At 72.6% G+C, this 20,192-nt stretch carries 19 protein-coding genes and 2 pseudogenes; 11 read left to right on the top strand and 10 right to left on the bottom strand.

The genetic code is table 11. From position 1 onward, the window contains the following. Positions 1-172: 172 nt before the first annotated feature. Together KSNIM_RS39470 and KSNIM_RS25960 are read right to left on the bottom strand one after the other, a co-directional pair. Positions 173-508 (bottom strand): annotated as a pseudogene (locus KSNIM_RS39470) (3-hydroxyacyl-CoA dehydrogenase family protein); the annotation flags it as partial. Continuing rightward, complete coding sequence (locus KSNIM_RS25960; protein WP_263105538.1) at positions 484-2,205, bottom strand: SulP family inorganic anion transporter; 1,722 nt, start codon at positions 2,203-2,205, stop codon at positions 484-486. The gene KSNIM_RS25960 and the pseudogene KSNIM_RS39470, both read right to left, overlap by 25 nt. A 159-nt stretch (positions 2,206-2,364) precedes the next feature. Here KSNIM_RS25960 and KSNIM_RS25965 point away from each other — a divergent pair, with 159 nt between their 5' ends. After that, positions 2,365-2,865 (top strand): hypothetical protein, encoded by a 501-nt coding sequence (locus tag KSNIM_RS25965; protein WP_263105539.1) that lies wholly within the window; start codon positions 2,365-2,367, stop codon positions 2,863-2,865. 66 nt (positions 2,866-2,931) lie between these two features. Here KSNIM_RS25965 and KSNIM_RS25970 read toward each other — a convergent pair whose 3' ends face one another. Then, positions 2,932-3,357, bottom strand: coding sequence for a MarR family winged helix-turn-helix transcriptional regulator (locus KSNIM_RS25970; protein ID WP_263105540.1), 426 nt, complete (start codon positions 3,355-3,357; stop codon positions 2,932-2,934). 74 nt (positions 3,358-3,431) lie between these two features. Here KSNIM_RS25970 and KSNIM_RS25975 point away from each other — a divergent pair, with 74 nt between their 5' ends. Further along, positions 3,432-4,751 carry an aldehyde dehydrogenase family protein gene (locus KSNIM_RS25975; RefSeq protein ID WP_263105541.1) on the top strand — a complete coding sequence of 440 codons (1,320 nt, stop codon included), beginning with the start codon at positions 3,432-3,434 and terminating at the stop codon, positions 4,749-4,751. Positions 4,752-4,873: 122 nt separating this feature from the next. Here the strand turns inward: KSNIM_RS25975 and KSNIM_RS25980 are convergent, their stop codons facing one another. Both KSNIM_RS25980 and KSNIM_RS25985 read right to left on the bottom strand, forming a co-directional pair. Next, positions 4,874-5,569 carry a type 1 glutamine amidotransferase domain-containing protein gene (locus KSNIM_RS25980; protein WP_263105542.1) on the bottom strand — a complete coding sequence of 232 codons (696 nt, stop codon included), beginning with the start codon at positions 5,567-5,569 and terminating at the stop codon, positions 4,874-4,876. Positions 5,570-5,697: 128 nt separating this feature from the next. Continuing rightward, positions 5,698-6,453, bottom strand: a complete 756-nt coding sequence (locus tag KSNIM_RS25985) for a PP2C family protein-serine/threonine phosphatase (protein WP_263105543.1) — start codon at positions 6,451-6,453, stop codon at positions 5,698-5,700. Between the two features lie 175 nt (positions 6,454-6,628). Between KSNIM_RS25985 and gcl the strand changes: the two genes are divergently transcribed. Both gcl and KSNIM_RS26000 read left to right on the top strand, forming a co-directional pair. Beyond that, a complete protein-coding gene (gcl, locus tag KSNIM_RS25990; protein WP_263105544.1) occupies positions 6,629-8,410 on the top strand; it encodes a glyoxylate carboligase in 1,782 nt (593 codons plus the stop codon). A gap of 155 nt (positions 8,411-8,565) precedes the next feature. Then, positions 8,566-8,829 (top strand): annotated as a pseudogene (locus KSNIM_RS26000) (DUF1772 domain-containing protein); the annotation flags it as partial. 118 nt (positions 8,830-8,947) lie between these two features. Here the strand turns inward: KSNIM_RS26000 and KSNIM_RS26005 are convergent. After that, entirely contained in the window at positions 8,948-9,811 is an 864-nt protein-coding gene (locus KSNIM_RS26005; RefSeq protein WP_263105545.1) for a LysR family transcriptional regulator, read from the bottom strand. A 92-nt stretch (positions 9,812-9,903) separates the two neighbouring features. Here KSNIM_RS26005 and KSNIM_RS26010 point away from each other — a divergent pair, with 92 nt between their 5' ends. Further along, positions 9,904-10,641 (top strand): SDR family oxidoreductase, encoded by a 738-nt coding sequence (locus KSNIM_RS26010; RefSeq protein ID WP_263105546.1) that lies wholly within the window; start codon positions 9,904-9,906, stop codon positions 10,639-10,641. 42 nt (positions 10,642-10,683) lie between these two features. Here KSNIM_RS26010 and KSNIM_RS26015 read toward each other — a convergent pair whose 3' ends face one another. Together KSNIM_RS26015 and KSNIM_RS26020 are read right to left on the bottom strand one after the other, a co-directional pair. Then, the gene (locus tag KSNIM_RS26015; RefSeq protein WP_263105547.1) at positions 10,684-10,887 is read right to left on the bottom strand and encodes a hypothetical protein; all 204 of its coding nucleotides are present in this window, start codon (positions 10,885-10,887) and stop codon (positions 10,684-10,686) included. Positions 10,888-10,973: 86 nt separating this feature from the next. Beyond that, a complete protein-coding gene (locus KSNIM_RS26020; RefSeq protein ID WP_263105548.1) occupies positions 10,974-12,179 on the bottom strand; it encodes an alginate lyase family protein in 1,206 nt (401 codons plus the stop codon). A 277-nt stretch (positions 12,180-12,456) separates the two neighbouring features. On the opposite strand from KSNIM_RS26020, the gene KSNIM_RS26025 reads away from it, so the two are divergent. Further along, positions 12,457-14,352: a ricin-type beta-trefoil lectin domain protein gene (locus tag KSNIM_RS26025; RefSeq protein ID WP_263105549.1), complete on the top strand. Its 1,896-nt coding sequence runs from the start codon at positions 12,457-12,459 to the stop codon at positions 14,350-14,352. A gap of 69 nt (positions 14,353-14,421) precedes the next feature. On the opposite strand, the gene KSNIM_RS26030 is transcribed toward KSNIM_RS26025, so the two are convergent. Both KSNIM_RS26030 and KSNIM_RS26035 read right to left on the bottom strand, forming a co-directional pair. Beyond that, positions 14,422-14,685: a DUF4190 domain-containing protein gene (locus KSNIM_RS26030; protein ID WP_263105550.1), complete on the bottom strand. Its 264-nt coding sequence runs from the start codon at positions 14,683-14,685 to the stop codon at positions 14,422-14,424. 31 nt (positions 14,686-14,716) lie between these two features. After that, complete coding sequence (locus tag KSNIM_RS26035) at positions 14,717-14,872, bottom strand: hypothetical protein (RefSeq protein WP_263105551.1); 156 nt, start codon at positions 14,870-14,872, stop codon at positions 14,717-14,719. Between the two features lie 116 nt (positions 14,873-14,988). Here KSNIM_RS26035 and KSNIM_RS26040 point away from each other — a divergent pair, with 116 nt between their 5' ends. From KSNIM_RS26040 to KSNIM_RS26060, 5 genes are all read left to right on the top strand, one after another. Next, positions 14,989-15,612, top strand: a complete 624-nt coding sequence (locus tag KSNIM_RS26040; protein ID WP_263105552.1) for a TetR family transcriptional regulator — start codon at positions 14,989-14,991, stop codon at positions 15,610-15,612. A 336-nt stretch (positions 15,613-15,948) separates the two neighbouring features. After that, complete coding sequence (locus tag KSNIM_RS26045; protein WP_263105553.1) at positions 15,949-16,788, top strand: serine protease; 840 nt, start codon at positions 15,949-15,951, stop codon at positions 16,786-16,788. Between the two features lie 159 nt (positions 16,789-16,947). Continuing rightward, positions 16,948-17,574 (top strand): TetR/AcrR family transcriptional regulator, encoded by a 627-nt coding sequence (locus tag KSNIM_RS26050; protein WP_263105554.1) that lies wholly within the window; start codon positions 16,948-16,950, stop codon positions 17,572-17,574. A gap of 69 nt (positions 17,575-17,643) precedes the next feature. Beyond that, complete coding sequence (locus KSNIM_RS26055) at positions 17,644-19,269, top strand: acyl-CoA dehydrogenase family protein (protein ID WP_263105555.1); 1,626 nt, start codon at positions 17,644-17,646, stop codon at positions 19,267-19,269. Then, complete coding sequence (locus KSNIM_RS26060) at positions 19,266-20,144, top strand: amidohydrolase family protein (RefSeq protein ID WP_263105556.1); 879 nt, start codon at positions 19,266-19,268, stop codon at positions 20,142-20,144. The genes KSNIM_RS26055 and KSNIM_RS26060 overlap by 4 nt, the downstream gene beginning before the upstream one ends. The last annotated feature ends 48 nt before the right edge of the window (positions 20,145-20,192 follow it).

A 20,192-nucleotide genomic window follows, 5' to 3' on the forward strand; every position in this document is an offset into this window, starting at 1 on the left:
GCACGTCGGCGCACTCCCACCGCCTCAGGCTTTCATGATCACCGTATCGTTCCGGTAGCGCGGCAGCCCGGTACCCGGTGCCGTCATGCGCCGGTCGGTCCGTACGTGTGTAAGCCCTCACCGGATTCCAGGCCGAACGTGCCCTTGGCCAGGCACTCGGTCTCGAGGTGACGGGCGAACGCCGCCCCCGGCCGTCCGGCATAGCCGTGGCGATGGCGTGCGCGGGGCCCAGACCGATCCTGTCGATCATCTCGAAGGGGTCGACGATGGCGCCGGTGCCGATCTTCCAGGCGGTGTCGACGGTCGCGGCATCGGCGACGCCGCGCGTCGGTACCTGGAGACCAGCGACCTGCCGATGTACCAGATCGCCGCGCTGCTCGGTCTCTCGGAACAGTCGGCCTCTGGCGGCGCTGCCGTCGCTGGTGGGGGATGTCCCCCTCGCAGGGTGCGACGCGAGGCCCGGCGGGATCCGAGGGAGAGGGCCTAAGGGCCGCTGCTGTCGGCCCAGGCCCGGTAGGCGGCGATGGCGGTCGGGAGGGTGGGGAAGATGCGGTCCTCGCCGACGGAGGCGGTGAGGCCGTAGGCGTCGAGTTCATCGCGGAGGTCCTGCTTGACCCGGGCCAGGGCGAAGACGATGCCGCGATCGGCGAGTTCCTGGCGCAGCGAGTCGACGGAGTCCAGGGCGGTGATGTCCACCTCGACGTTGGCCTCGGCGTTGAGGACGAACCAGTGCACCGGGTCGGGCTGGTCGTCGACGGCGGCCAGGGCGCGGCGGCGGAAGTCCTCGGCATTGGCGAAGAAGAGCGGCGAGTCGTAGCGGTAGACCACCAGGCCGGGCACCGTGCGGGCGGCCGGGTAGTCGTCGACGTCGTGCATGCCGGCGAGCCCCGGCACCGTGCCGAGGACGGCGTCGTGCGGGCGTGCCACCCGGGTCAGCAGTTCGGCGATGGACAGGCCCACCGCGACCAGCACGCCGTAGAGGATGTCCAGGGCGAGGACGCCCGCCAGGCAGCCGAGCGCCAGCAGGAACTCCCCGCGGCGGAAGGAGAGCAGCCGGCGGAAGCCCGCCACGTCGATCATACGGACGGCCGCGTAGACGACCAGGGCGCCGAGGACGGCCGTCGGGGTGTGGCTGAGCAGCGAGCTGAAGAACAGCAGCACCGCCACCACCGCCAGCCCCGCGGTGAGCGCGTACACCTGGGTGCGGCCGCCCGCGGACTGGGCGAGTGCCGTCCGGCTGGCGCTGCTGCTCACCGGGAAGCCGTGCAGTACGCCGGAGCCGACGTTCGCCGCGCCGAGTGCCAGCAGCTCCTGGTTGGCGTCCAGCCGGGTGCCGTCGCCCGCGGTGGCGAAGGCGCGTGCCGTGAGGATCACGTCCGTGTAGCCGACCAGCAGGACGCCGAGCGCGGGCAGCACCAGCTGGGACAGGTCGGAGAGGCTCGGGAACGCGGGGCTGGGCAGGCCGGGCGGGATCGTGCCGATGACCTTGATGCCGTGGTCCTCCAGGCCGAAGGCCGAGACCACGACCGTCCCCAGCACGAGTGCCAGCAGCGGTCCCGGGACTCCCCGGAACCGGCCCACGACGAAGAGGAAGAGCAGTGCGGCCGCACTGAACACCACCGTCGCCGCGTGGAGGTCGGAGAGGTTCTCGACGAAGGACACCAGCTGCGGGAAGAAGCCCTCGCCCTCGGTCTCCACGCCGGTGAGTTTGGTCAGCTGGTCGACCATCATGATCAGGGCGACGCCCGCCAGGTAGCCGATCAGGACGGGCCGGGACAGCAGGTCGGCGACGAAGCCGAGCCGTGCCACCCACGCCACCACGCACAGCAGGCCGACGACCACGGCGAGGGCGGCGGCCAGGACGGCGTACCGGGAGCTGTCGCCGGCGGCTAGGGGGCCGATCGCGGTGGCGGTCATCAGCGCGGTCGTGGACTCGGGGCCGACCGAGAGCAGCCGGGAGGAGCCGAGCACGGAGTAGCAGAGGATCGCCGGGAGGATCGCCCACAGGCCCGCCACCGGCGGCAGGCCCGCGACGCTGGCGTAGGCCATCACCTGGGGCACGAGGTACGCCGCCACGGTGGCGCCGGCCAGCAGGTCGCCGCGGATCCAGCCGCGCCGGTAGTGCCGGAGCACGGCGAGGCCCGGGACGGCGGGCACCACGCGGTGCCACCACGGCCGGTCGGAGGCGTCGGTCTGCTGCGACACGGGACACTCCCTTCGCCTGGGGACATGATGCCCCGGAACCGGCCGGACGCAGGTCAGGCCACGCATGCCGGATGCGGAGGGCTCCGGCGGCCCCGCGGCGGGCCGTTGCTGACGGAAAGTCAGTCGCATGCCCGTACGGGACATGGGTAGGTTCGGGGCATGGGACCCCTCGAGCCGAACCCGGTGGAATTCGTCATTGGTCTGATCTGCTTCTTCTTCCTGTTCCGGATACTCGGCGGGCGTGTGCTGCCGCGGATCGAACGGACGCTCGCGGAGCGCGAAGAGGCCACCGGGGGTCGGCTCGCCGAGGCGGAACGGATCCGCCACGAGGCCCTGGAGCTCGGCCAGGAGCGCCGCGCACAGCTGGACGCCGCCCGCCACGAGGCGGCCCGCATCCGGCAGGAGGCGGCCGAGAAGGGCGCGGCCCTGGTGGCGGCCGCCCGGGCGGAGGCGCTGCGGGAGCGGGAGGAACTCGTCGCGGCGGCGCAGGTGCAGCTGGCCGCGAGCCGGGTGATCGCCGAGGCCGAGCTGCGCGAGGCCGTGGTGGTGGCGGCGGTGGAGGTGGCCGGCCGGGTGGTCGGCGAGCCGCTGGTGGGTCTGCCGCGGACGGAGGCGGCGGTCGCCCGGTTCCACGCCGAGCAGGAGGCGGCAGCGGGCTGAGCAGTAGCAGGGCACACGGCGACGACGGCCGGCGCCGGGGCGTTCCCCGGCGCCGGCCGCGCGCGTTCAGTCCTGCGGCCGGCCGAGCAGTTCGCCGAGCCGGTGCAGCAGCGGGAGCAGGGCGCCGCGCTCGGTGGGAGTGAGGCCGGCGAGGGCGCCGTGGACGGTGTGCATCTCGGCGCGCAGGGACCGGGCGAGCCGGTGCCCGTCCCCGGTGGCGTGCACCGTCTTGCTGCGGCGATCCTCGGGGGAGGGGGTCCGCGCCACCAGTCCGCGGGCTTCCATCCGGGCGACCAGCCCGGTGGCGTTGGAGGCGTCGCAGACCAGGTGCTCGGCGAGCGCGCTCATGCTGAGCGGGTGGTCGAGGGCGATGAGCGCACGGGCCTGGGTGGTGCTGAGCCCGTGCCGGCCGGCGACCGCCGCCAGGTCGTCGTAGTAGCCGCGGACCACGCGGGCGAGCGGCTCCACCAGCTCCGACGCATCTGGATTCACTTGACATCCTCAAGTAACCGGCGTTTCCTGACAGCAGGTAGTTGAGGATATCAACCATTCCCTGCGAGGACCCCATGAACGACCGTCCGGCCGAGCAGCCCGCCGACCTCGTCGCCCGCCTGCGTGCGACCTTCCGCACCGGCCTCACCCGGCCGCTGTCCTGGCGCACCGGGCAGCTGCACCGGCTGCGCGCACTGCTCACCGAGAACGGGCCGGAGCTCGCCGCGGCGCTCGGCTCCGACCTGGGCAAGAGCGAGCAGGAGGCGATGCGCACCGACGTCGACTTCGTGGTGCGGGAGATCGACCACACCCTGGAGCACCTCGCGGACTGGCTCCGGCCGGAGGACGCCCCGGTGCCCGAGCGGCTGGCCGGCGCACAGGCGCGGACGCAGTACGACCCGCTCGGCGTGGTGCTGGTGATCGCGCCGTGGAACTACCCGGTGCAGCTGCTCCTGGCGCCGGTCGCCGGGGCGCTGGCGGCCGGCAACGCGGTGGTGGCCAAGCCCAGCGAGCTGGCGCCCGCCACCTCGGCCGTGCTCGCCCGGCTGCTGCCCGCGTACCTGGACACCGGGGCGGTCGCGGTGGTGGAGGGTGGGGTGCCGGAGACCACGGCGCTGCTGGCCCAGCGGTTCGACCACATCTTCTACACCGGGAACGGCGCCGTCGGCCGGGTCGTCATGCGGGCCGCGGCCGAGCACCTCACCCCGGTCACCCTCGAACTGGGCGGCAAGTCGCCGGCGTTCGTCGACGCGGGGGCGGACCTCGCGGTGGTGGCCGAGCGCCTGGTGGCGGGCAAGTTCCTCAACGCGGGCCAGACCTGTGTGGCCCCGGACTACGTGCTGACCGACCCGGCCACCGCCCGCGCCCTGGAGCCGCTGCTGGCCGACGCGGTTCGGGCCCGGTACGGCGAGGACCCGGCGGCATCGCCGCTGTACAGCCGGATCGTCAACGAGCGGCACTTCGACCGGCTCGCCGCACTGCTGGACTCCGGCCGGACGGTGGTCGGCGGCGGCCACGACCGGGCCGGGCGCTACCTGGCGCCGACCGTGCTCGCGGACGTGTCGCCGGACTCGCCGGTGATGCAGGAGGAGATCTTCGGGCCGATCCTGCCGGTCGTCGAGGTCGCGGACCTCGACGAGGCGATCGACTTCGTCAACGACCGGGACAAGCCGCTCGCGCTGTACGTGTTCAGCCCGTCGGAGGAGACCCGGCGCAGGCTCGCCGAGGAGACCTCCTCGGGCGGGCTCGGGTTCGGCCTGCCGCTGGCCCACCTGACCGTCTCCGACCTGCCGTTCGGCGGGGTGGGGGAGAGCGGCATGGGCAGCTACCACGGCCGGTACTCGATCGAGGCGTTCAGCCACCGCAAGGCGGTGCTGGAGGTGCCGGTCGGCTGACCGGCGGGACACCGACGGAGGGTGTGTGCGCCGCGGGCGGGAGCCGATGGCCGGCTCCCGCCCGTCTGCTTGATGATGTCAAGCAGTTGTGTCGCCCCGACGGGACTGCCGGGGCCGGTACCTCAGCCGATCGCGTTCAGCAGTTCCTCGGCCAGCGGGCCGGACGAGGCCGGGTTCTGGCCGGTGCGCAGGGTGCGGTCGGTGACGGTGTGCGGCGCCCAGGGCTCGCCCGCCGCGTAGTCGGCGCCGAGCGCGACCAGACGGTCCTCCAGCAGCCAGGGGGCGCGGTCGGCGAGGCCGGCGAGCCGCTCCTCGGCGTTGCTGAAGCCGGTGAGCCGGTACCCGGCGAAGGTCGGTGTGCCGTCCGGGCGCACGGCGGCCAGCAGGGCGGCCGGGCCGTGGCAGACCACGCCGAGCGGCAGCCCGGCGTCGATCACGGCGGTGAGCAGCCGGCCCGAGTCGGCGTCGACGGCGAGGTCCTCCATCGGGCCGTGGCCACCGGGGTAGAAGACGGCCGCGTAGTCGGCGAGGTCGACGTCGGTCAGGGCGATCGGGCGCCGCAGCGGCTCGGCGGCGGCGATCGCGGCGGCCGCCTCGGCGGCGTTCTCCTCGCCGCCGAGCGCGCCGGCGGACAGGCTGGCGGCGTCCGCGGTCGGCTGCACGCCGCCCGGCGTGGCCACCACGACCTCGTGCCCGGCGGCGGTGAAGGTGCGGTACGGGGTGAGGAACTCCTCCGCCCAGTAACCGGTGGGGTGCTTGCTGCCGTCGGCCAGGGTCCAGTGGTCGGCGCCGGTCATCACAAACAGGATCTTCGCCATGTCGGCGGTCACTCCTTCGTTCGGCTTTCCCTCGACGCTAGGCCGCCGACCGGCGTCCGGGCCAATAGATCCTCCGATGGCATCCATCGCGATCCCGATGGTTCACCCGCTCGGCGGCCACGGCCCGGTCACTCGTCGATCCGTACCAGCGCCAGGGTGATGTTGTCCGGCCCGCCCGCCTCGATCGCGGCCCGCCAGAGCTCGAAGGCGGCCCGCTGGTCGTCCTCGCCGGCGAGGACGGCGGCCAGCTCCTCCGGCGGCACCGGGTCGGTCAGGCCGTCGCTGCACACCAGGTAGCGGGCGCCGACCGCGGCGGGCAGGCGGCGCAGGTGCGGTTCGACCTCGCGGCGGACGACGGTGCCGCCGAGGGTGCTGGTGACGATGTTGGTGGTACGCCGGCCGGGCGGGGGCGGCGGGCTGTCGTCGGTGCTGAGCAGCCGCAGCTCGGGCGCGCCGGGTGGTCCGGCGATCTCGAAGACCTGGCTGTCGCCGATGTTGAACACCAGGACCTGCTCGGCGCTCAGCACCAGTCCGGCGACGGTGGTGCCCATCCCGGTGAGGTCCGGGTCGTCGTCCGCGGCGTCGTACAGGACGGCGTTGCAGGAGCGGAGCTCGCCGCGGACGTCGTCCTCGGAGCGCAGTGCGGTGCCGGCCGCGGCGAGCCGGCGGGCGGTGAGCGAGGAGGCGACCTCGCCGGCCGGGTGGCCGCCGAGCCCGTCCGCCACCGCCACCACGACGGGCGTCCCGCCGAGCGGGAAGAGCAGTGTCTGCGGGCTCTCGGTGACGGTGGCGCAGAGCGTCCACGGCCCCACGGCCAGGCTGTCCTCGTTGTGGTCGCGGACCAGGCCCTCGTGGCTCAGCGCACTGACGGCGATGTACGGCATGTGGCTCGCCCCCTCTCCCCTCCCATTGTGGTGCCCGCCGGGCCGCCCCCGCCGAAGTCTTCAACGATCTGTTGAAACCTACCTTGACGCCCTCGGCGCCCCCGGCTTAGTTTGATTCCGCAGTTCAGAATCATCATTCCACATCGCGGAACTTCCGCTCGGGCAGGAGAAGCCGATGCCTCGAATGACAGCCGCCCGCGCGGCAGTTGAGATCCTCAAGCGCGAGGGCGTGACCAATGCGTTCGGCGTGCCGGGCGCGGCGATCAACCCCTTCTACGCCGCCCTCCAGGCCGCCGGGGACGTGCACCACACGCTGGCCCGCCACGTCGAGGGCGCGTCCCACATGGCCGAGGGCTACACCCGTGCCAACCCCGGCAACATCGGCGTCTGCATCGGCACCTCCGGGCCGGCCGGCACCGACATGATCACCGGCCTGTACTCGGCCATCGCCGACTCGATCCCGATCCTGTGCATCACCGGGCAGGCCCCGGTCGCCCGGATCCACAAGGAGGACTTCCAGGCGGTCGACATCGCCTCGATCGCCCGCCCGGTCACCAAGGCGGCCACCACCGTCCTGGAGGCCGCGCAGGTCCCCGGCGTCTTCCAGCAGGCCTTCCACCTGATGCGCTCCGGCCGTCCCGGCCCCGTCCTCATCGACCTGCCGATCGACGTCCAGATGACCGAGATCGAGTTCGACCCCGAGACGTACCAGCCGCTGCCGGTCTACAAGCCCACCGCCACCCGGGCCCAGATCGAGAAGGCGATCGACCTGCTGCAGGCCTCGGAGCGCCCGCTGATCGTCGCCGGCGGCGGCATCATCAACGCGGACGCCTCCGACCTGCTCGTCGAGTTCGCCGAGCTGACCGGCGTCCCGGTGGTCCCGACCCTGATGGGCTGGGGCACCGTCCCGGACGACCACGAGCTCAACGCGGGCATGGTCGGCCTGCAGACCTCGCACCGCTACGGCAACGCGACCTTCCTGGAGTCCGACTTCGTCCTCGGCATCGGCAACCGCTGGGCCAACCGCCACACCGGCAGCCTCGACGTCTACACCAAGGGCCGCACCTTCGTGCACGTCGACATCGAGCCCACCCAGATCGGCCGGATCTTCGCCCCCGACTACGGCATCGCCTCCGACGCCGCCGCCGCCCTGGAGCTCTTCGTCGAGGTCGCCAAGGAGCGCAGCGCCGCCGGCGTGCTCAAGGACCGCAGCTCCTGGGCCGCCGCCGCCCAGGAACGCAAGGCCACCCTGCTGCGCCGCACCCACTTCGACAACGTGCCGCTCAAGCCGCAGCGCGTCTACGAGGAGATGAACCGCGCCTTCGGCCCGGAGACCCGGTACGTCACCACCATCGGCCTCTCGCAGATCGCCGGCGCGCAGATGCTGCACGTCTACAAGCCGCGGCACTGGATCAACTGCGGCCAGGCCGGCCCGCTCGGCTGGACCGTCCCGGCCGCGCTGGGCGTCGCCACCGCCGACCCTCAGACCCCCGTCGTCGCGCTCTCCGGCGACTACGACTTCCAGTTCATGATCGAGGAGCTGGCGGTCGGCGCCCAGCACCGGATCCCCTACGTCCACGTCCTGGTGAACAACTCGTACCTGGGCCTGATCCGCCAGGCGCAGCGGAACTTCGACATCGACTTCCAGGTCAAGCTGGAGTTCGAGAACCTCAACTCGCCGGAGCTGGGCGTCTACGGCGTCGACCACGTCAAGGTCGCCGAGGGCCTCGGCTGCAAGGCGATCCGGGTCACCGAGCCGGACCAGCTGCTGCCGGCCTTCGAGGAGGCGAAGAAGCTCGCCGCCGAGTTCCGCGTCCCGGTCGTCGTCGAGGCGATCCTGGAGCGGGTCACCAACATCGCGATGAGCGGCACCGACATCGCCAGCGTGGTCGAGTTCGAGGACCTGGCCACCGAGCCGGGCCACGCCCCGACCGCCGTCCGCCCGCTCGCCGGCTGAGGCCGACGGGCCCCGATCCCACCCGCATCACCCTCCGGGCCGCCCGGGCGAACCCTCGCCCGGGCGGCCTTCGCCGCGGACGGGGGAGTTGGGGCCCGGTCTTCTCGTCGCGGGTGGCCGGGCCTCGCCTGTTCTTCAGCCGGTTGATCCACCGTTCGACGGTGTTGCGCTGCCTGTGGGCGTCGCGGTCGAAGGCCGGTGGCCACGGCGCCGGTCTCGTCGTCACGGCCGGTGCGCCGGTCCTCGGTGTGGTCATGTCGGTCCTGCTCCTCGTCCCGATCAACAACCGGAGCAAGACGCGGACCTCCGAGAACCGACCCGCGGACCGGAAGGAGCAGGCGAACCGCTGGGACCGCTACCACTGCGTTCGCGTCGCCGTGATCACCGTCGCCTTCGCCGCGCCGGCCGCCGCCCTCGCCCGAGCCCGCGGGCCGAGACCGCAGCAGGCGGTGTGGCCTGCACGGATGACGGCGGCAGACGAATTCGAGGCCCTCACCGGGTTGTTGACGGATGGTGGCAGCTGGGGGCGGGACCCGGTCATAGCCGCGCCGCCGTGCGGATCAGGCCGGCCAGGGCGACGGAGCGGCTGTGCACGGGCCAGGCGATGTGGGTCACGACGGGAGGCGCGTCGGTCAAGGGGACGGCCGCGTGCTCGGCCCACAGCCAGGAACGGGCGGAGTCGGGGACGACCGCCACGGTGCGTCCGAGGGCGATCAGTTGGGCCAGTTGCGTCTGGTTGTGGATCTCGGGGCCCGGGCCGGGGGCGTAGGTGCCGTGGCTGGGCCAGCGGGCGAGCGGCAGATCGGGGACGTCCCTGACGTCGGCCAGGGACAGGGCCTCGCGGGCGGCCAGCGGGTGCCCGGCAGGCAGGAGGGCGACCTGCCCCTCGGTCGTGAGTGCCTCGCTGTCGAATCCGGCGAGGGAGTTCCACGGCGTGTGCATCAGCGCGACATCGGCACGTCCGTCGCGCAGCAGCTCCTCCTGCTCGCACATGCCGCACAGCAGCACCTCGACCTCGGCGCTGCCGGGTTCGGCCGCGTAGGCGTCGAGGAGCTTGCGCAGCAGGTCGTGGGACGCGGCGGCCTTCACCGCGAGGACCAGCTGATCGCGGGGACCACCAGGGCTGTCGGCACCGCCGGCGCGCCGGGTGCGCCGGGCGGCGGCAGCGGTCGCGTCGAGGGCCGCCCGGCCCTCCTGCAACAGCACCTCTCCGGCACCGGTCAGGCGGACACCGCGGCGGTTGCGCTCCAGCAGGCAGACCCCGAGGCGCCGTTCGAGCTGCTGGATCGCCCGCGACAGCGGCGGCTGAGCCATGCCGAGGCGCTCGGCGGCGCGCCCGAAGTGCAACTCCTCGGCGACGGCCACGAAGTACCTCAACTCGCGGGTTTCCAGGGTGTCCACGGCCGCAGCATACGCGGTGATACCCGACGGGTATGACAGGGCACCGGATCGGTGTTGGCCGCGCCACTGGGCCGCGAGCCACCATCATCGGCATGAGCGAAACGATGATCGCGCTGGTGACCGGCGCGAACAAGGGCATCGGGTACGAGATCGCGGCCGGGCTGGGCGGCCTCGGGTGCCGCGTGGGCGTGGGAGCCCGTGACGCGGCCCGACGTGAAACCGCCGTCGGCAAGCTGCGCGCCCTCGGCGTGGACGCCTTCGAGGTACCGCTGGACGTGACCGACGGCCAGAGCGTCACCGATGCCGCAGAACTGATCGAACGACGGGCCGGCCGCCTGGACGCGCTGGTCAACAACGCCGGCATCTCCGGCGAGATGGGCCCGGGGTGGGTGCAGGACCCGACCGTGCTCGATCTGGAGGTGCTCCGCACTGTCGTGGACACCAACGTGATGGGTGTCGTCCGGGTGACCAACGCGATGCTGCCACTGCTGCGGCGCTCGGCCTCGCCGCGCATCGTCAACGTCTCCAGCAGCGTCGGCTCCCTGACCCGGCAGGCGGACCCGGACATCGAGGTCGGTCCGATCATGGCGGCCTACGCGCCGTCGAAGTCCTTCCTCAACGCCCTCACCTTGCAGTACGCCCGGCGGTTCGCCGGTACGAACATCCTGATCAACGCCACCTGCCCGGGCCTGGTCGCCACCGACTTCACCGGCTTCCACGGCCCCCGTACCCCCGAACAGGGCGCGGCCACGGCGATCCGGCTCGCCACGCTGCCCGACGGCGGCCCGACCGGTTCGTTCTTCGAGGACGACGGCGTCGTGCCCTGGTGATCACGAACCCGCTGTGAGCCGACCGGGATCCCTCCTTCTGGATCAGCGGGCGGCCGGGTCGGTCGTCACGGAGACCGACCCGGCCGCCCGCCGCCGCTCCCTCGTCCGCAAGGCCGCGAGGTCTCCGAGCTTTCGGCGCCGGCCGCCGCCGCACCCGTCGACCCGGCCGTCGCCGCCGCGCTCGGCACCGACGACCCCGCCGTACTGGCCGAGGGGCTCGCCGCCCTCGACGTGCTCGGCCGGCACCTCACCCCCGAGTCCGTCCGGCGGATGCGGGACGCCGGCGCGGCCGACCGGGTGTGGGGGTGGCTCCGCGCCCCTAGGGGGCCGCCTCAGGACGGGTTGCCGGCGTGGGTCAGGGTCTCCCAGGCGGTGAACAGGTTGTCGGTGCCGGCGGGGCGGCGCTGTTCGGTGAGCTTCTGGGTGTTGTCCATGCCGTAACCCAGACGGTTGTGCAGGGCGTTGAAACCGACCTCGGTGACCGGGCCCATGTGCTGGGAGAGGCTGCCGCCGCAGAGCCAGGACGGGACGGCGGTGCCCAGCTCAAACTTGGACTGGAAGCCGAGGGCGTGCCGCAGCCGGTCGGCGACCTCGGGGTAGAGGTCCTGCCCCTGGATGCGGCTGGTCTCGGCGACGTGGGCGATCGCGGACAGGCCGTAGCCGGTGTGGGTGAGGTCGCGGCAGGTCTCCTGGGTGAGGCCGTCGACGAAGGTGGACTGGCCCTGCCAGTACTTCACGATCTCGTCCCGGGTGTCCAGGCCGCTGCCGGGCACGGTCTTCGGCAGGGAGCCGTCGGAGGCGAGGTAGATGTAGGCGGGCACCCGGTTGCGGAAGGTGGCGACCGCCTTGTCGTACACCGTCCGGTCGTTGAGGAAGACCGCGATGCCGATGGTGGCCTCGGTCATGCTCAGCTCCCAGTTGCCGTTGGAGCGTGAGCCGTTGACGACCTTCGGGAGGTAGACGTTGCGCAGCATCGCGCCGAAGCGGTCGACCTTGTCGGCGGGCCACCCGTTGTAGGTGTACCGGATGATCTCGGCGGCCCGCGGCCAGGTGGAGGCCGACCAGGCGCTCTGCAGTGGGGCGTTGCTGTTGGTGTGGTCCTTGATCGTGCCGGACCAGGCGTCCATGATCTGGACGGCCTTGGCGGCGTAACGGGTGTCCCGGGTGATCGACCACTCCAGGGCGAGGGTGTACGCGGCCAGCGCGTCCTCGCGCTCGTCGGTGCAGCCGTAGTTGGGGTTGGAGTACGAGCCGCACTCGACCACCGCGCGGGGCTTGGGAGTTCGACTCAGCGAGGCGTACTTGCTGGCGTGCATCTGGTCGTAGGCGCTCTTCCGGGGCTGAGCCCCGGCCTGCACCTCGGCCCGCACGAAGTCGAGCTGGGACTTGGAGAGCAGCACGCCGGGGTGGGCGAAGGCGGTCGGCGCGGCCTCGGCGGGAGCCGGGGCGGTCGCGTTGAGGCCGACGGGTATCGCGCAGACGAGGGCGAGCAGCGCGGCGGCCGCGGGAAGCCGGCGGCGCCGGTGGCGACGGTGCATGGGTCCTCCGCTCGGTGGGGGCGACGGGAGCTGGAGTCAACTAGTCCGGTGGTGGTCACGTCAAGTCAACTGGAAACTTTCCTGTCAGACGTCCCGTCAACTCGTGGCACTTGATCATTGGGCAACCGCTCTCCTGCGTTCATGAGTTGACGGAGATTTGGTTCAGACCAGCTTCTTGACGGTGATGAGTCATCAGGAGTTGAATCTGGACCGCCGGCCGGCAGTCGTACATCGCCCATCCGTCCCACCCACCCCCACACCGAAGGCGGATCCGATCATGGCCTGGCCCCCACCCCACCATGCCGCCCGCACGCGCCGGGCGGCCGCCGCGCTGCTCTCCGGCGCCCTGGCCGCCACCGGTCTGCTGGCCACAGCGCCCGGAGCACACGCGGCGGGCGAGACCGTCAACGTCTGGCTCACCACCACCGACGACGCCGGCGGACGGCACGTCACCCGCGGCCTCGCCCAGCAGGCCGCCTTCACCTTCACCTCCGGCTCCGGCAGCGGCGGCCAGCTGATCTCGGTCGACGAGTCCACCCGCTACCAGCAGTTCACCGGCGGCGGCGCCTCGTTCACCGACACCGCCGCCTGGCTGATGAACAGCAGTGGCGCCCTGAGCGCGGCCACCCGCGACGCCACCATGCGCAATCTCTTCTCGCCCACCGAGGGCATCGGGCTGTCGTTCCTGCGCAACCCGATGGGCTCCTCCGACCTGGCCCGCTACGGCTACACCTACGACGACCAGCCCGCCGGCTCGGTCGACCCGGCGCTGAACGGCTTCACCATCGGCCACGACCTCGCCGACGTGCTGCCGCTCACCAAGCAGGCCAAGCAGCTCAACCCGGCGCTCACCACCATGGCCTCGCCGTGGACGGCGCCCGCCTGGATGAAGGACAGCGGCAACCTCAACGGCGGCTGGCTGAAGGCCGAGTACTACGGCGCCTACGCCCAGTACTTCGTCAAGTACCTCCAGGCGTACCAGGCCCAGGGCGTGCCGGTGAACTACGTGACGGTGCAGAACGAGCCCACCTGCTGCGCCGGATACCCCTCGATGAGCTGGAACGGCTCGGGCCTCGCCTACTTCACCAAGAACGACCTGCTGCCGGCGCTGGCCGGCGCGGGCCTGCCGACCAAGGTCCTGGCCCTGGACTGGAACTGGGACCAGTACAACGGCTACGCGGCGCCCGTGATGGACGACGCGGCGATCCGCACCCACCCCAACTTCGGCGGCATGGCCTGGCACGGCTACGGCGGCGACGTCTCGGCGCAGACCACCGTGCACAACCAGTACCCGACGGTGGACGCCTTCGACACCGAGCACTCCGGCGGCACCTGGATCGGCAACCAGCAGCAGGAGGACATGCGCAACATCATCGACTACACCCGCAACTGGGGTAAGTCGGTGACCAAGTGGAGCCTCGCCGTCGACCAGAACATGGGTCCGCACTACGGCGGCTGCGGCACCTGCACCGGGCTCGTCACGGTGCACAACGGCGACTCCCGCAGCGGCCAGGTGGACTACACGGTCGAGTACTACACCATGGGGCACCTCACCAAGTTCGTGAAGCCGGGCGCGTACCGGATCGCCTCCACCGCCAACTCCGCGGTGCCGAACGTGGCCTGGCAGAACCCGGACGGCTCCAAGGCGCTGGTCGCGTACAACGACAGCGGCAGTGCGCAGACCGTCCGGGTGGTGTGGGGCGGCCAGAACTTCAGCTACAACCTGCCCGCGAAGACCTCCGCCACCTTCACCTGGGCCGGCGCCCAGGGCGGGGGCGGTGGCGCGACCGGCCGGATCACCGGCCTGGCCGGCAAGTGCCTGGACGTGGCGGGCGGCAACTCCGCCAACGGTACGGCCGTCCAGCTCTACGACTGCAACGGCACCGGCGCCCAGAGCTGGACGGTCGGCACCGACGGGACGGTCCGCGCCCTCGGCAAGTGCCTGGACGTGGCCTCCGGTTCGACCGCGGACGGCGCCAAGACCCAGCTCTACGACTGCAACGGGACGGGCGCCCAGCAGTGGGCGTACAGCCCGTCGACGCACGACCTCGTCAATCCGGCGGCGAACAAGTGCCTGGACGTGACGGACAACAGCTCGGCCAACGGTGCGCGGATCCAGATCTGGACCTGCACCGGCGCGGCCAACCAGAAGTGGACGGCTCCGACCTCCTGACGGTCGGCCGTCCACGGGCACGCGCCCGGTCCCGCCGCAGGGGGCGGGACCGGGTGCGTCGCCGTTCCGTCAGACGCCGAGCTGCCAGACGGTGCCGTGCCCGGCGAGGGTCACGGCTACGAGGACGGCGAGGTCGGCGACGCCGAGCGCGATGCCGAGAAGAGCCCGGCCGCGCCGCCGCGTACCGCGGACCAGGGCGAGCGTGCCGAGCACGATCGCGACCGGGCCGAGCACCAGGTTGAAGAGCAGCAGCCCCGGCAGGGCCAGCAGGAAGGAGGCGACGGCCATCTGGTCGCCGTCGGCGGTGGTGCGGGGTGTGACGGACTGTTCCATGGCAGGACTCCGGTGGGAGGTCGAGGGGGTGTCAGCGGTGACGGGCGCGGGCGAGCCGCTCGCGGGCGCCGAAGGCGAGCAGCCACAGCGCGATCGCTGCGGAGGCGGCCAGGAAGACCGGCATGGAGGTGTGGATCGCGGCCCCCGCGAGGAGGCCCATGGCGACGATGACGATCAGAAGGCTCACGGCAGGTGTCCTCTCCCCGGTCGGCGGCCGATTCGGTGTACGACTGTTCGCCGACTTCTCCATCGTACGCGCTTCGGGGCTCGCAAAAGTCGGCAAACGGTTGTTTACTGAATGATGTGAGTCACACCCCCGGGGTCCGCCAGGCCCAGAAGCAGCAGAGCCGCCGCGCCCTCCTCGACGGAGCCCTCGGCCTGCTGGAGCACCAGAACCTCAGCGGCATCGGCGTCCGGGAGGTGACCCGGGAGGCCGGGCTCTCGCCCGCCGGGTTCTACCGGCACTTCCGCGACCTGTCCGAACTGGCCGTGGTCCTGGTCGAGGAGTCGCTCGCCAGCCTGCACGGGATGATCCGCCGGGTGCTGGCCGAGTCCGGCGACTCCGAGCAGCTCATCGACCGCACGGTGGACCTGATCGCCGACCACGTGCGCGAGCACCGGGCGCACGTACGCTTCCTGGCGCGCGAGCGGCACGGCGGGGTGCGGGCCGTCCGGGAGGCGATCGCCGCCGAGTTCGAGCGCTTCGCCGAGGAGGTCGCGGCCGGTCTCGGCGCCCAGCCGGCCTCGGAGGGCTGGCCGGCGGCGGACGTGCGGATGCTCGCCGAACTCTACGTCGAGCACATGGTGGCGACCGCCGCCGCCTTCCTGGAGGCCGGCCCGGCGGGGGAGGGGCGGATCGCCCGCACCGCCCGCACCCAGCTGCGGCTGATCACCACGGGTCGGCGCCACTGGCTCGACGAGGGCTGAGGCCCGGGGGCGTCCGCATCGGGGCGCCGAGGCCATCCGGCCCCGTGTCGGGGGCGCTTCGCAGCATGCGGTGTTGCTGGACCGGGGACGCGGGGAACTGCGCAGTGTGGGGGCGGGTGCGCGTTCCGCTCCGGGGTCGCCCGTCATCGGTTCGATCGCCGCGTCCGCATGGCGCAACTCTGCCCCCGGCCTTCGGCCGGGAGGTGCCCCCGGTGTCCCTGAGGTGCCTGCCCGGCGCGGCAGGCAGTTGCCGTAACCGGTAATTCATACAAGCATATTGACGTGACGTCATGGACACGCCAGGTTTGGAGGACCCCCACTTCGAGAGGCCCTCCCATGAAGAAGCCGCTCATCGGCGCGTCCCTGGCCCTGCTGCTCGGCGGCGCCACCGCGCTGGCCGGTGCCGCCCCCGCCTCGGCCGCGACCAAGGGCGCCGCAGCCGTCACCGTCAACTTCGCCGGCACCGTGGCGCTCAGCAACTGCTCCGGCTCGGTCGTCCGGCTGCCCGGCTCGGTCTCCACCGACCCCGCCCTGGTGCTCACCAACGGCCACTGCCTGGAGACCGGCATGCCCTCGCCGGGCCAGGTGATCACCAACCGCTCGTCCAGCCGAAGCTTCACCCTGCTCAACTCCTCCGGCGGCAGCCTCGGCACGCTGCGCGCGAACAAGGTCGTCTACAGCACCATGACCGACACCGATGTGACGCTCTACCAGCTGACCAGCACCTACGCCGCCGTCCAGTCCCGCTACGGCATCGCCCCGCTCACCCTCTCGGCGAGCCACCCCGCGGCCGGTGCCTCGATCAAGGTGGTCTCCGGGTACTGGAAGAAGATCTACTCCTGCAGCGTGGACGGCTTCGTCTACCGGCTGAAGGAGGGCGGCTGGACCTGGAAGGACTCCGTCCGCTACACCTCCAGCTGCAACACGATCGGCGGCACCTCCGGCTCCCCGGTCGTCGACACCGCCACCGGCCAGGTCGTCGCCGTGAACAACACCGGCAACGAGGACGGCGAGCGCTGCACCGAGAACAACCCGTGCGAGGTCGACCAGAACGGCGCGGTGACGGTGCGCAAGGGCATCAACTACGCCGAGGAGACCTACCTCATCCCCGCCTGCTTCGCCGCCGGCAACGTACTCGACCTGAACCGCGCCGGCTGCGCGCTCCCCAAGCCGTAGCGGGACCGCCCGCGCCCCCGCGGGCCCGAAAGCCAACTGCCGCCCCCTCCCCGAGGGCCGCCCGCCGACCGGTGGGCGGCCCTCACGGCGTTCCCGGGGTCGGCGGGCCGGGCGCGGCCGCTCTTCTCGAAGCAGTGAATCAGTGCTTCAATGCTTGACATGGCATACCGACGCACCCCCGCCGTCCAGGCCCGGCTCGACGCCCAGCGCGACGCCGTGCTCCGGGCGGCCGTCGCCCTGCTCGCCGAGCGGGGCTACGCGGGCTGCTCGGTCGCCGCCGTCGCCGAACGCGCCGGGATCGCCACCGGCTCCATGTACCGGCACTTCGCCGGCAAGTCCGACCTCGCCGTCGAGCTCTTCCGGACGGTCGTCGGCAGGGAGGTCGCCGCCGTCACCGCGGCCGTCGAACGCGAGTCCACCCCGCAGCGCCGGATCGCCGCCGTCGTCGAGACCTTCGCCGCCCGGGCGCTCAAGGCCCCCCGCCGCGCCTACGCTCTGCTCGCCGAACCCGCCGACCCGGTCGTCGACGCCGAGCGCCTGGTCTTCCGCCGGGCCTTCCGCGACCTCATCGCCGCGCAGATCGTCGACGCCGTCGAGAGCGGCGAACTCCCGCCCCAGGACGCCGAACTGACCGCCGCCGCACTGGTCGGCGCGATCGGCGAGGCGCTCGTCGGACCGCTCGCCGCCGGCGGCGACCCCGGCGACACCATCCCCGCACTCACCGCCTTCGCCCTGCGCGCCCTCGGCACCCCCGAGGACGCGCCGCCGCACCGCACCGCCCGCTGATCCCCGAAGCCGCAGACCGCCAGAGCACCGAAGCCCGCATACACCCAGACCCCCGCCCAGGAGGACGGCATGCCGACGCACGAGGTCACCAACCAGGTCCCCGACCCGTACGGCCACGACGTCGCCGCCGACCCGGCGCTGCTCGCCGCCCTGCACCGGGCCGGCGCCGGCTGGGCCGAGGACGAACTCCACGAACTCGGGCGCCTCGCCGGCTCCGAGGAGGCCGACACCTGGGGCCGCCTGGCCAACGAGAACCCGCCCGTGCTGCGCACCCACGACCGCTACGGCCACCGCGTCGACGAGGTCGAGTTCCACCCGTACTGGCACCGGCTGATGGACACCGCCGTCCGGTACGGCCTGCACGCCGCCCCCTGGGCCGACCGCCGCCCGGGCGCGCACACCGCCCGCGCCGCCAAGTTCTACGTCTGGGGCCAGGTCGAGGCCGGCCACACCTGCCCGATCTCCATGACCTACGCCGCCGTGCCCGCCCTGCGCGCCACCCCCGACCTCGCCGAGCGCTACGAACCGTTGCTCTCCGCCCGGGAGTACGACTTCGGGCTGCGCGAGCCCAGCACCAAGCGCGGCCTGATCGCCGGCATGTCGATGACCGAGAAACAGGGCGGCTCCGACGTCCGTGCCAACACCACCACCGCCGTCCCGCACACCGACGGCAGCTACCGGCTCACCGGCCACAAGTGGTTCACCTCCGCGCCCATGTCGGACGTCTTCCTCACCCTCGCCCAGGCCCCCGGCGGACTCAGCTGCTTCCTGCTGCCCCGGGTGCTGCCCGACGGCAGCCGCAACCCGATCCGCCTCCAGCGGCTCAAGGACAAGCTCGGCAACAAGTCCAACGCCTCCGCCGAGATCGAGTACGAGGGCGCCACCGGCTGGCTGGTCGGCGAGGAGGGCCGCGGCGTCCCCACCATCATCGAGATGGTCAACATGACCCGCCTCGACTGCACCATCGGCGCCGCCTCCGGCATGCGCTACGGCACCGTCCGCGCCCTCCACCACGCCACCCACCGACGGGCGTTCGGCGCCGCCCTGGTCGACCAGCCGCTGATGCGCAACGTCCTCGCCGACCTCGTCGTCGAGTCCGAGGCCGCGACCGTCGTCGCCATGCGGCTCGCCGCCGCCACCGACGCCGCCCTCGCCGGTGACGAGCAGGAGACCCTGCTGCGCCGCCTCGGCCTCGCCGTCTCCAAGTACTGGGTCTGCAAGCGCGGCCCGGCGCACGCCGCCGAGGCGCTGGAGTGCCTGGGCGGCAACGGCTACGTCGAGGAGTCCGGCATGCCCCGGCTCTACCGGGAGGCCCCGCTGGTCTCCATCTGGGAGGGCTCCGGCAACGTCGCCGCCCTGGACGCGCTGCGCGCCATGGCCCGCCGCCCCGCCAGCGTCGATGCCTTCCTCGCCGAACTCGACGCCGCCGCAGGCGCCGACCGCCGTCTCGACGCCGCCGTCGCCGCCCTGCGCAAGCAACTCGGTGACCTCACCGACCTCGAGTACCGCACCCGCCGGCTCGTCGAGTCGATGGCCCTCGCCCTCCAGGGCTCGCTGCTCGTCCGGTACGGCGACCCTGCCGTGGCCGACGCCTTCTGCGCCTCCCGGCTCGGCGGCGACCACGGACTCGCCTTCGGCACCCTGCCCGCCGGCACCGACACCGCCGCGATCCTCGACAGGGCCGTCCGGCGGTGACCGAGGCCGACGAAGTCCGGTCCTTCTGGCAGCAGTTGGGACTGCCCGGGCTGATCGACGTCCACACCCACTTCATGCCCGAGCGGGTGCTCGACAAGGTGTGGGCGTACTTCGACGCGGCCGGGCCGCTCACCGGGCGGCCCTGGCCGATCGCCTACCGGCACGACGAACGGCAACGCATCGACACCCTCCGAGAGTTCGGCGTCCGTGCGTTCACCGCCATGCTCTACCCGCACAAGCCCGCGATGGCCGCCTGGCTCAACGCCTGGGCCGCGGACTTCGCCGCCCGCACCCCCGACTGCCTGCACACCGCCACCTTCTACCCCGAGGACGGCGCTGCCGGGTACGTGGCGGCGGCGCTCGACCGCGGCGCCCGGGTCTTCAAGGCCCATGTGCAGGTGGGGGCCTACGACCCGGCCGACCCGCGGCTGGACGCCGTCTGGGGCCTGCTCGCCGAGAGCGGCACCCCGGTGGTCACGCACTGCGGCTCCGGCCCCGCCCCCGGCAAGCACACCGGGCCGGGGCCGATCGGCGCCGTACTCGCCCGCCACCCCCGACTGCACCTGGTCGTGGCGCACATGGGCCTGCCCGAGTACGCCGACTTCCTCGACCTCGCCGACCGCCACCCGAACGTCCACCTCGACACCACCATGGCGTTCACCGACTTCACCGAACGCCTGGCCCCCTTCCCGCCCGGCCTGCGACCCCGCCTCGCCGACCTGCAGGACCGCATCCTGCACGGCACCGACTTCCCCAACATCCCGTACGGGTACGGGCACGCCCTGCAGGTGCTGGCCGGCCTGGGTCTGGGGGACGGGTGGCTGCGGGCGGTGTGTTGGGGGAATGCGGCGCGGTTGTTCGGGGTGGGCGGGTAGCCGTCCTCGGGTGGGGGTTGCCCGGGGGGCTGAGCCGCTGGGCGGGGT

The sequence above is a fragment of the Kitasatospora sp. DSM 101779 genome (genome assembly GCF_025655475.1).
GTDB lineage: Bacteria > Actinomycetota > Actinomycetes > Streptomycetales > Streptomycetaceae > Kitasatospora.

Excerpts from the sequence above, each read along its gene's own strand:
- KSNIM_RS25985 (WP_263105543.1), bottom strand. The coding sequence starts at position 6,453 with ATGCCGTACATCGCCGTCAGTGCGCTGAGCCACGAGGGCCTGGTCCGC.
- KSNIM_RS26025 (WP_263105549.1), top strand. The coding sequence starts at position 12,457 with ATGGCCTGGCCCCCACCCCACCATGCCGCCCGCACGCGCCGGGCGGCC.
- KSNIM_RS26045 (WP_263105553.1), top strand. The coding sequence starts at position 15,949 with ATGAAGAAGCCGCTCATCGGCGCGTCCCTGGCCCTGCTGCTCGGCGGC.
- KSNIM_RS25965 (WP_263105539.1), top strand. The coding sequence starts at position 2,365 with ATGGGACCCCTCGAGCCGAACCCGGTGGAATTCGTCATTGGTCTGATC.
- gcl (WP_263105544.1), top strand. The coding sequence starts at position 6,629 with ATGCCTCGAATGACAGCCGCCCGCGCGGCAGTTGAGATCCTCAAGCGC.
- KSNIM_RS26010 (WP_263105546.1), top strand. The coding sequence starts at position 9,904 with ATGAGCGAAACGATGATCGCGCTGGTGACCGGCGCGAACAAGGGCATC.
- KSNIM_RS25980 (WP_263105542.1), bottom strand. The coding sequence starts at position 5,569 with ATGGCGAAGATCCTGTTTGTGATGACCGGCGCCGACCACTGGACCCTG.
- KSNIM_RS26020 (WP_263105548.1), bottom strand. The coding sequence starts at position 12,179 with ATGCACCGTCGCCACCGGCGCCGCCGGCTTCCCGCGGCCGCCGCGCTG.
- KSNIM_RS26050 (WP_263105554.1), top strand. The coding sequence starts at position 16,948 with ATGGCATACCGACGCACCCCCGCCGTCCAGGCCCGGCTCGACGCCCAG.
- KSNIM_RS26055 (WP_263105555.1), top strand. The coding sequence starts at position 17,644 with ATGCCGACGCACGAGGTCACCAACCAGGTCCCCGACCCGTACGGCCAC.
- KSNIM_RS26030 (WP_263105550.1), bottom strand. The coding sequence starts at position 14,685 with ATGGAACAGTCCGTCACACCCCGCACCACCGCCGACGGCGACCAGATG.
- KSNIM_RS25975 (WP_263105541.1), top strand. The coding sequence starts at position 3,432 with ATGAACGACCGTCCGGCCGAGCAGCCCGCCGACCTCGTCGCCCGCCTG.